We start from the raw sequence: 9,944 nt of genomic DNA on the forward strand, positions 1-9,944 counted from the left end.
CTGACCATCCTGACCACGAGCACGAGCCCGTCATCGAACTCCGTCGTCGTCAGGAAACTGGCACCGAGCTTTCAGAGGTAATTCGCCAACCACTGCTCGACCCATGCTTTCTTCTCGGCGAGACGGGCCGCGCCCGCCTCGCTCGGCGTCATCCGCGGATGCGGCAGATCGAAGAACGAGCCGTCCCCGCGCAGCGCCTCGCCCCGTCCCAGCTCGATGTAGCAGAAGCCGCGGCCGTCGAACACGGCGTCGGGTTCCCTGCCCTGCGCATCCGCAGCGATGCGCGCCGCCACCGTGCGGGCGTGCGCTTCCGCGAACACTCCGGCCTTGGGAAGGGAGAGCGGCACATCCGGATTGAACCGCCCCGGCAGCGGGACGCCGGTGACGTCGCCGATCGCGAAGATGCGCCCCCGCGCGGGCGACCCTGTGATTTCGAGCGTCCGGGGATCGACGGGAATCCAGCCGGAAGGGCCGGTGAGTCCGCTCTCGCGGACCGCCGGGGGAGCGACGTGCGGCGGGACGGCGATCAGCAGGTCGAACGGGACCTCGTCGCCGTTCTTCATGCTCACCACCTTGCGGGCGGGGTCGACCGCCTGGACCTCACAGGCCGGATGGAATCCGATGCCCCGCTCGTTCAGACGCTCGACGACGTAGCGCCCGATTTCCGGCCCCGCGGTCATCATGGGCGCCTTCTCGACACTGTACACGCCGAGGGACGAGCGGTCGCGGATTCCGCGCGCCTCGAGCCACGCTTCGAGCAGCATCGCGGCCTCGTATGGCCCCGGCGGGCAGGAGAACGGGACCCTCGGAATGAGAACCACGATGCGGCCGCCATCGAAGCCGCTGAGCGTCCCGCGCAGACGGATCGCGCCTTCACGCGTGTAGAACGTCTCGGCGCCCTCGAGGAGCCCGGGCACCAGGCTCGCGTCGCGGATCGCACCGAGCGCGATCACGAGGTAATCGGCGCCGCGTTCGCCGGCATCGGTGTGGACCGTGCGGTTCTTCGCGTCGATGCGGCGGACGGTCGAATGCTCGATCTCGATGCCGTGATCCCGCAGCGTGTCGATCGGATGCTGCACCGAGGCAGGGTCGGCTTCACCGATCATCACCCACGTCTTCGTGGCCCCGATCTGGAACGTGGGCGTGTCGGTCACGAGGCAAATCGCGTGGCCGGAGGGGAGCGCGGAGCGGAGGTGACGCGCCGCCGCGATGCCGCCGAAGCCACCGCCGAGGATCAATGTGTTCATCGAAGCTCCTTTGCCCTCATCATCCTTCTCAGCCGCTGCCGCAGCGCCCGCGGCGCGGGCGCCTTCCCCCATCTGCGGCAGGAGCCCAGCAGCTCGCGCATCTCGGCGCACTCCCTCGTGCAGTCAGGGCACTCGCTCGCGTGCGCCTCGAGGTGCCGGCACAGGTCGCCGCGCAGCTCGCCCTCGAGGAAGCGGCTGACGAGCCGCGCCGTGTCGGGGCAACCGCGCCGGCGCGACGGCTCCGCGCCCGGCGCGTGCGGGGCGAGCGCGGCGCGCAGTGCGAGCCGGGCACGATGGAGGCGCGACTTGACCGCCCTCACTTCGAGCCCGAGCGCGCGTGCCACGCGCGAAGCGGGCAGGCCCTCGACGTCGCGGAGCAGCAGCACCTCGCGCTGCCCGGAGGGCAGCGACGCGATCGCGCGGTCGAGCGCGGAGGCCAGCTCGCGCCGCTCGGCATGGCGATCGGGCCCGGCCGCGGGGTCGGCATGCTCACGAACCTTCCCGTTCCCGGAAGTCTCGAGGGGCGCGATGCGGCGGACGTCGCGCCGGCGGCGGGCGCACGCGCGGCGCGCCACGATCCACGCCCAGGTCGAGAGCGAGGCTTCGCCCCGGAACCGCGGCAGCGACGTGACGAGAGCCGTGAGGACTTCCTGCGTCACGTCCTCGGCATCGTGGGGGTCACCGCAGAAGCCGCGACCGAAACGGTAAGCGGCGTCCGCCAGGCGGGTGGCGAGAGTGTCCATGGCCTTGCGATCGCCCGCCCGAGCGTCCGCGACCAAGGCGCGCTCCGTGGCGGCGCGGGTCCGGCTCTCGATCTCGGTCGGAGCGCGGAGCTCGTTGAGCCGCATCGGCCTGCGGCCCACGCCGAATCCTTTTGGAGGTTCGCGGTTCTCACCGGCCATGAATCCCTCCCGGGGCACGAGACATCTGCGCCGAATCCTAGCACTCGCATCGGTCGTCTCGCTGGTGGGCTGCGCCCGTCACGAGACTGTCGCGCCCGCCGCGCCGCCGGTGCGGGCACGCGCCGCGCGTTTCGACGCGGGCGGCGGCGACGGTACCCTGATCCTCCCGGGCCGCATCAAGGCGTCCGAGGAGGTCACGATCCGCGCACGGCTCGACGCGCGGCTCACCGCGTTCGTCGTTCGCGAAGGCGACCGGGTCTCGCGCGGCGCCGTTCTCGCGCGGTTCGACGCCCCCGAGACTCGTACCGCGCTCGCGGCGGCGCGCGCCGAGAGCGATGCAGCCGCCAGCGCGCACGCACTCGCCTTGCGTCAGCACGCCCGGGCCGAGTCACTGTACGCCTTGCGCGTGATCTCGTCGCACGACCGCGAGGTGGCCGACGCCGACCTCAGCGCCGCCCGGGCGCGCGCGAGCCAAGCGACGGCGGCGCTCGACGCGCTGGAAAGCGGGGTGGCCGTGCGGGCCCCGTTCGATGCGGTCGTCATCCGACGTCATGTGGACGCCGGTGCCGACCTCGAGTCGGGCACGCCGCTCCTGGACCTGCGCTCGGCCTCGGCGGAGGAGGCGGTCGCGGACATCCCCGAGGGGACGGTCGCCGCGCTCGAGCGCGGCCCACTGCGCATCCAGTCGGCCGACGGCGCCTGGCATGCCGCGCGTCTCGCCCGGCTGGACGGGATGACCGATTTCCGCTCGCGCACCCGCACCGCGCGGCTCGCTCTGCCCCCGGGGGCGTGGGAGCCGGGAGCGTTCGCGCGCGTCGCGATTGGTGGCACGAACGGCGGCGCGGGCGTGGTTCCGGCGTCGAGCCTCACGCGGCGCGGATCGCTGGCGGGCGTGTACGTGATCGAATCCGGCCGCGCCCGACTCCGATGGCTTCGGCTGGGGCGTGAAAGCACGGAAGGCGTGGAGGTGCTGGCGGGCCTCGAGCCCGGCGAGATCTACGCGCTGGACTCGGCGGGCCTGGCGGATGGCCGCGCCATCGAGGTCGGACCTTGAAGCACCGCTCGCTCCGCGCCGGCCTCGCCGGCCGCATCGCGGCGTCGTTCGTTCACTCCCGGCTGACGCCGCTGATGGTGGTGTCGTCGATCCTCCTCGGGCTGCTCGCGCTCGCGACGCTCCCACGCGAGGAGGAGCCTCAGATCCAGGTGCCGATGGTGGACGTGCGCCTCGCCTGGCCAGGCGTCCCCGTCGAGCAGGTGGAACGCCAACTCACGACGCCGGTGGAGCGCGCGCTCTGGGAAATCCCCGGCATCGAGTACCTCTACTCCACTTCGACCGATGACGGCGCGCTGCTGATCGCCCGGTTCCTCGTCGGCACGAGTCCGGATCGCGCGCTCACCCGCGTACGCGCCCGGCTCGACCAGGCGACTCCGCTTCTGCCCCCCGGCGCCGCGATCGCCTCGGTCGCGCCGCGCTCGATCGACGACGTCCCGGTGCTGGCGCTGACGCTCACGGCGCCTTCGCGCCCCGATCTCGGTCCCGGTGATCTGCGGCCGGTGGCCACTGAGTTGGCGACCGAGCTGTACAAGCACCCGGGCGTCGCGCGCGTGCGACTGCTCGGCGGTCCGCCGCGGACGATCCGCATCGAGCCCGATCCCGGCCGCATGAGCGCGGCGTCGGTGAGCGTGGACGCGCTGCTCGGCACGCTCTCGAGCGCGGGGCTCTCGCTGCCGGGCGGCGCCGCCTTCCAGGGCGGGGGCCAGGTGACATTGCGCGCGGAATCGGCGCTCGAGAGCGCGGAGCAGATCGGCGCGCTCCTCGTGCCGGCCCGGGATGGACGGAGGGTGCGGCTCTCCGAGGTCGCGACCGTGAGGGACGGGCCGGACGAACCCCGCACCTACGTGGAGTTCGCAGGCCGGGACGGACGCCGCGAACCCGCCGTCACGCTCGAGGTGGCGAAGCGCCCGGGCGTGAATGCCGCAGCGCTGGTGCGCGACCTGCACGCCCGCGTCGCGGAGCTGAGACCCACGCTGCTCTCACGCGACGTTCAGGTGGCGGTGACGCGCGACTACGGCGCGACGGCGAAGCACAAGTCGGACGACCTCATGTTCCATCTGCTCCTCGCCACGCTCTCGGTGGTGGCGCTGATCGCGCTCGCGCTCGGGCGGCGCGAGGCGGTGGTGGTGGCGATCGCGATCCCGGTGACGCTCGCGCTCACTCTGTTCCTCTACCGGTTCCTGGGCTACACCCTGAACCGGGTCACGCTGTTCGCGCTGATCTTCTCGATCGGCATCCTGGTGGACGATGCGATCGTGGTGGTCGAGAACATCGCCCGCCATTTCGCCATGCGCGACGGCCGCGACCCCGACCGGCGCGTGGTCGAGGCGGTGGACGAGGTCGGCAACCCCACCGTGCTCGCCACGATCGCGGTGATCGCCGCGATCCTGCCGCTCGCGTTCGTCGGCGGGCTGATGGGCCCTTACATGAAGCCGATTCCGATCGGGGCCTCGCTGGCGATGCTGTTCTCGCTGGGTGTGGCGTTCGCGATCTCCCCGTGGGCCGCACGGCGCGTGCTGCGGCCCCACGCCAGACCCGCGACGAGGTCCGGCGCCGGCGAAAACCGGATGGACGCGCTCTACCGCCGCGTGATGGGCCGTCTGCTCGACCGCCCCGGTGCGCGCCGCGCCTTCTTCGGCGGCGTGGCGCTGATGCTGGGCGGCGCGATGGCTTTGGTGGCGTTTCGCGTGGTCACGGTGAAGATGCTGCCGTTCGACAACAAGAGCGAGTTCGAGGTGGTCCTCGACCTCCCGCCTGGCGCGCCGCTCGAGCGCACCCTCGCGGTGGCACAGAGGATGAGTGACGCGCTCGTCGCGACGCCCGAAGTGGAGCATCAGGTGATCTACGCCGGTCTCGCGGCGCCGGTCACGTTCAACGGTCTGGTGCGGCACTACGACTTCCGCGAGGAGTCGCGCTTCGGCTCGATCCACGTGGAGCTGGTCGAGGCGAGCCACCGGCGCCGCCAGAGCCATGAGATCGCGCGCAGCGTGCGCCCGGCGCTCGAGCGGATCGCGGCCGCCTCGGGCGCGCGGGTCAAAGTGGTCGAGGTGCCGCCCGGGCCGCCCGTGCTCTCCACGCTGGTCGCCGAGGTGTACGGCCCCGACCTCGAGGGCCAGCGCGGCTTTGCGCATCAAGTGTGGGGCGTGTTCCGCCGCACTCGCGGCGTCGTCGACAGCGACCTGCTGCTCACCGAACACGCTCCACGCATCCGTTTCGACATCGACCGCGAGCGGGCCGCGCTCGCCGGCGTGAGCCCGGGCGATGCCGCGCGAGCGGCCGCCGCGCTCTACGGAGGCGCGGTGGCCGGCGTCCTCCGGGCGCCTTCGCAGGCCGAGCCGGTGCCGATCCGGCTCCAGCTCCCCGCCGCCGACCGCACGGATCTCTCCGCGCTCGGCGCATTGCGGCTCGGAACCGGCGCCGGGACTCCGCTCTCCGAGATGGTGAGCGTCCGCCGGGACCACGCGCCTCCCGAGATCCACCACAAGAACCTGCGGCGCGTCGTTTACGTGCTCGGCGATGTTGCCGGCAGGGTCGAGAGCCCGGTCTACGCGATCGCCGATTTGCGCCCGGCGATCCAGAAGCTCCCGACACCCGACGGCGTGGCGCTTCACCAGCTCAGCACGCAGCTTCCACGTTCCGACGAAAGATACAGCCTCAAGTGGGACGGCGAGTGGCACATCACCTACGAGGTGTTCCGCGACATGGGCGCGGCGTTCGCCGTGGTGCTGGTGCTGATCTACGTGATCACGGTGGGCTGGTTCCGCTCGTTCACGACGCCGCTCGTCATCATGCTGCCCATCCCTCTTTCGCTGGTCGGGATCCTGCCGGCCCACGCGATGCTCGGGGCGTTCTTCACGGCCACCTCGATGATCGGTTTCATCGCGGGAGCCGGGATCACGGTGCGGAACTCGATCATTCTGGTGGACTTCATCGAGCTGCGCCGGGATCAGGGTTTGTCGCTGCGCGACGCGGTGATCGACGCTGGCGCCGTGCGCTTCCGCCCTATGGTGCTCACCGCTGCCGCCGTGGCAGTCGGTGGCGGCGTCATCCTGTTCGACCCGATCTTCCAGGGTCTCGCGGTGGCGCTGATCGGGGGCGAGGTGGCGGCGACCGCGCTCTCACGGATCGCGGTTCCGGTTCTCTACTACATGGTGCGACGGCGCGACCGGGCCCGGTCCACCGGCGACCTGCCCGCGGCCGCGGTGGACCACGAACCCGCGCGAGGGCGGCTCCCGCTCACACCCGAACTGGTCGAGGCGACGCCATGAAGCTGATTCTCGCGATCGCCGACGACGCGCGCGCCGCCGCGACCCGCAAGGACCTGTCCGAGCTGGGCGCCCCGGGCTGGACCGAGCTGCCGGTGACCGAGGGCTCGGGCCGAACCGGTCTCCATTCCGGGGACCGTGTGCACCCCGGAGGTCTCGCCCTGTTGTTCGCGGCCGTGGAGGACGCCGCAGCCGATCCGCTGTTCGAGGCGCTCGCGCGGCGCAGGGACGCCGCCGGTGATCGCGTCACTCGTTTCTACCTGCTGCCGATCGAGCGGCAAGCGTAGGGAAAGGAGCCAGTCATGACCATCAACGAAGGCCTTCGCCTCGTGGCGGGAGTGTTCGTCACCGTCTCGGTGGCGCTCGGTTTCTGGGTGAGCCCGTGGTTTCTCGCGTTCACCGCATTCGTCGGCCTGAACCTGGTGCAGTCCGCATTCTCGCACTGGTGCCCGATGATGTGGCTGCTCGGCAGGCTCGGCATGCGTAAAGGCGAGCTCGCCGAGTCCGCGCGGCGTCCGGCGGGGAAGGGGCTCTACGGCACCAGCGCCCGGTAGGTGACCGCCGGGTCCGCGACTTTGGCAGTCCCATGACCCGGGATGGCAGCCCCCCGCGACGATTCGCTGATCGAACCTCGTGGCTCGCGATTCGCCTTCAACGAGTTGCGGCACCGGCCCTCCATGGCACGCGGGATGCTCGGAGTGCGAGATGGCAGAGGGCACCGGAACAGGGCGGCCAGGCTGCTGGAGAGGCGGATGGCGATGGAGATCGTCGTTGGTTTCCCGGGTGGGGACCGGGTCGATGCCAGCTTCGGATCGTTCACCGTTCACACCGACCAAACGAAGGGTCCGGGTGTTCACGGGTCCGCGCCGACGCCGTTCCAGACTTTCCTGGCCGCCCTTGCTGCGTGCGCGGGGTTCTACGTGCTCAGCTTCTGCCGCCAGCGCGCAATCCCGGTCGACGGGATCCGGCTGGTGCAACGCACCGAAACCGATTCCGCGACCCACCTGGTCGCACGCGTCCTGATCGACATCGAGGTCCCGGAGAGCTTTCCCGCCAAGTATCAGCCGGCGCTCGTTCGCGCCGCCGAGCAGTGCACGATCAAGAAACACCTGGAGCACCCTCCGGCCTTTGCGATCGCGACCCGCGTGGTCGCCGCGACGAACGGCGCGCTGGCTCCCCGCAGCGCAGCCTAGGTTCGACGATGGGATTGCTACTTGCTGCCGTTCTTGTGCTCTCGACTTCGGTGGCCGAGGCGCAGAGCCCGGGTGCAGGCTCGGGTGGCTACTTCGCCGCTCCCGTGATCAAGTACACGCGCCTGAGAGAGCAAGACGCCGTGATGTTCGGCGGTCGCGGGGGCTGGTACGTCACTCCGTCGCTCGTCTTGGGTGGTGGTCTCTACGGCACGATGACCGAGGTGGACGCACCCAGTGGCGTGCCGTATGCGCCCGCCCCGCTGGACCTCGAGTACGAGGCATTCGGATTCGAGGTCGAATACCACTTCAGCCACGCGGCGCCGACGCACTTCACGCTCGCCGCGTTCCTGGGCGGGGCTGCGGCTCGATATACCAGAGAGGGCACGAACGAGCAGCACGGCGAGACGGACTTCCAGTTCCTTCTCGAGCCCGCTGTGGGCGTGGAACAAGCCATCTCTCGTCGGGCGCGTGTGAATCTCGCGGCATCCTACCGGCTGAGTGGTGAGGTGGAGCAGGTCGGTTTGAGCGAAAGCGATGTTGGGGGGCCTGCGCTCACGCTTTCGCTCAAGCTGGGACGTTTCTGAGTTCGCGATCGGGCCGGATGCCGCGCTTCCGCGCGGCCCCGGTGGAGAGGACCATGAATCGGCTCTGCGATGCTGCGGCGCCACGGAGGTCGGCAATCACATGGAGCGAACCGGCAATCAGGCGCGAGTCGTCGTCCGCTACTGCAAGTTCTGACTCTCCGCGATTCCCTCCGCCCGGGTGGCGGGGCGGATCCGTGAAACCCTGAACGTCGAGGTCGAGGAACGGGCCGGCGGTTACGGCGAGTTCACGGTGCTGGTCGACGGCGAGCCCGTGCGGCGTGGAAACCCGGTCGCCACCGCATTCGCGATCGTGCCGGACGCCGCCGACGTGATCGGGGCCGTGCGCGAGCGGCTCCAGGCTCCACGGACAACGTGATCCACTCCAAGAGTGGCCCCACCCTCAGCGAGGGGCACTCCTGGAAGCCATCGTCTCGAAGTGGGTCATCATGTCGCCGGATCTGTTCATTCTACCCGGCATCATCGAGCCTCCCATCCGCCCCATCATGTCGGTCATCGAGCCGCTCATGTGGATCATGTAGCCGGTCTGGGCCTGCATCAGGGAATCCGGAGTGAAGGTGCACGTCGTGCCCGAGGAGCTCCACGAGTAGCGGCCGTGGGTCGAGTGGAATCGATCCATGTGCTGGAGCATGGCCGGGTCATTCATGATGGTCTGCATGTTGGCGTGCATGTCCATCGTCGAGGAGTCCGGACATGAGCCCGTCATGTCCGATTCGGAGAGCAGGTGAAGTCCCCTCTCCACCGTGGCACGATCGACCGAGATCCCGAAGTCGAGGACGACCGACGCGTCTAGCCGTACTCCAGTCGCGCCGTCGGCCGGAATGATCCGCAGGGCGCGTGAGGCCGGCGTGGTGGGGCTCGAGCAACCCGCGGCGAGAAAAGCCCCGATCAAGAGAAGGCTCCCGCGAGCCCTCGGGCGAAACGACCTTGCGTGTCTCGTCGTCATCTGTTGCTCCTTCCCAGCGCGCCGAAGCTCTTCGGCCGACGTTCGGGAGTGACCGAGTTCGCTCAAACCCGCTTTCATCTCGAATCTGGGACCCGCGTTCCGCTGGGCAAGTCACAGGCCAAAGATCCCTCGAGTTCTCGTGCTCATGAGAGTGATCGCAAGTCGACGCCCGGCGGGCGGTTGTTCCCGCTGCGCCTCGCAGCTGCCGCGCCGAATGGATGAGAGGCCTGACAACTTGGCGGACCCAAGGTCAGGGGCTGGCAGGCCCCGGTCTCGATTCGAGCTGCCGCCGATCTTCTCCGCAAACGTCCCGACCATGGACAGGAGGTGGCGTGGATGCGGTCCCTCGGACGCCTGCTGAAGCCGGTCAGGCTTGGTCCATTCGTAGCCCTTCCCGAGCGCTGGGCCTTGACCGACCCTTTCTTCAAGGGTGCGGCATGCGAGTCGACACTAGCCATCGTGGAGGACCCATGAGAGCCGCACGTGGAGTTCTGGCGCGCGGGGTCGTCGCTGCAGCGGCGGTCGCAAGTCTGATCTGGGCGACTCCGAGGGCGCTCGGCGATCGATACATCGTCACGCCCTTGACCATTGGGCTCAACGGCACGGCGCGCGACATCAGCGCGATGGGTTTGGTTTGTGGCGTCGATGCCGGCCGTGCTTTCGTATGGCGACCAGCCAGTCCGAATGCCACCACCGGCACATTATCGATGCTTCCAAGCTTGATCGCGGGTTTC

At 69.9% G+C, this 9,944-nt stretch carries 11 protein-coding genes; 8 read left to right on the forward strand and 3 right to left on the reverse strand.

Annotated elements, in window-relative coordinates:
* Window positions 1-71: 71 nt before the first annotated feature.
* Complete coding sequence (locus VFQ05_05050) at window positions 72-1,247, reverse strand: FAD/NAD(P)-binding oxidoreductase (protein HET9326122.1); 1,176 nt, start codon at window positions 1,245-1,247, stop codon at window positions 72-74.
* Window positions 1,244-2,149: a sigma-70 family RNA polymerase sigma factor gene (locus VFQ05_05055; protein ID HET9326123.1), complete on the reverse strand. Its 906-nt coding sequence runs from the start codon at window positions 2,147-2,149 to the stop codon at window positions 1,244-1,246. The genes VFQ05_05050 and VFQ05_05055 overlap by 4 nt, the downstream gene beginning before the upstream one ends.
* Between VFQ05_05055 and VFQ05_05060 the strand changes: the two genes are divergently transcribed.
* The 7 genes from VFQ05_05060 (at window position 2,148) to VFQ05_05090 (ending at window position 8,622) form a co-directional block, all read left to right on the forward strand.
* Window positions 2,148-3,203: an efflux RND transporter periplasmic adaptor subunit gene (locus tag VFQ05_05060; protein ID HET9326124.1), complete on the forward strand. Its 1,056-nt coding sequence runs from the start codon at window positions 2,148-2,150 to the stop codon at window positions 3,201-3,203. The two genes, VFQ05_05055 and VFQ05_05060, sit on opposite strands and share 2 nt — an antisense overlap.
* Window positions 3,200-6,472, forward strand: a complete 3,273-nt coding sequence (locus VFQ05_05065) for an efflux RND transporter permease subunit (GenBank protein ID HET9326125.1) — start codon at window positions 3,200-3,202, stop codon at window positions 6,470-6,472. Before VFQ05_05060 ends, VFQ05_05065 begins: the two co-directional genes overlap by 4 nt.
* A complete protein-coding gene (locus tag VFQ05_05070) occupies window positions 6,469-6,756 on the forward strand; it encodes a hypothetical protein (GenBank protein ID HET9326126.1) in 288 nt (95 codons plus the stop codon). Before VFQ05_05065 ends, VFQ05_05070 begins: the two co-directional genes overlap by 4 nt.
* Before the next feature lie 15 nt (window positions 6,757-6,771).
* Window positions 6,772-7,023, forward strand: coding sequence for a DUF2892 domain-containing protein (locus VFQ05_05075; GenBank protein ID HET9326127.1), 252 nt, complete (start codon window positions 6,772-6,774; stop codon window positions 7,021-7,023).
* A 198-nt stretch (window positions 7,024-7,221) separates the two neighbouring features.
* Window positions 7,222-7,662: an OsmC family protein gene (locus VFQ05_05080; GenBank protein HET9326128.1), complete on the forward strand. Its 441-nt coding sequence runs from the start codon at window positions 7,222-7,224 to the stop codon at window positions 7,660-7,662.
* 8 nt (window positions 7,663-7,670) lie between these two features.
* Window positions 7,671-8,246: an outer membrane beta-barrel protein gene (locus tag VFQ05_05085; GenBank protein ID HET9326129.1), complete on the forward strand. Its 576-nt coding sequence runs from the start codon at window positions 7,671-7,673 to the stop codon at window positions 8,244-8,246.
* Between the two features lie 178 nt (window positions 8,247-8,424).
* The gene (locus tag VFQ05_05090) at window positions 8,425-8,622 is read left to right on the forward strand and encodes a hypothetical protein (protein HET9326130.1); all 198 of its coding nucleotides are present in this window, start codon (window positions 8,425-8,427) and stop codon (window positions 8,620-8,622) included.
* Window positions 8,623-8,646: 24 nt separating this feature from the next.
* Here VFQ05_05090 and VFQ05_05095 read toward each other — a convergent pair whose 3' ends face one another.
* The gene (locus VFQ05_05095) at window positions 8,647-9,210 is read right to left on the reverse strand and encodes a hypothetical protein (GenBank protein HET9326131.1); all 564 of its coding nucleotides are present in this window, start codon (window positions 9,208-9,210) and stop codon (window positions 8,647-8,649) included.
* Between the two features lie 470 nt (window positions 9,211-9,680).
* On the opposite strand from VFQ05_05095, the gene VFQ05_05100 reads away from it, so the two are divergent.
* The coding region (locus VFQ05_05100) for a hypothetical protein (protein ID HET9326132.1) at window positions 9,681-9,944 on the forward strand (264 nt) is incomplete at its 3' end.

The sequence above is a fragment of the Candidatus Eisenbacteria bacterium genome (assembly GCA_035712145.1).
In the GTDB taxonomy this organism is placed as follows: domain Bacteria; phylum Eisenbacteria; class RBG-16-71-46; order RBG-16-71-46; family RBG-16-71-46; genus DASTBI01.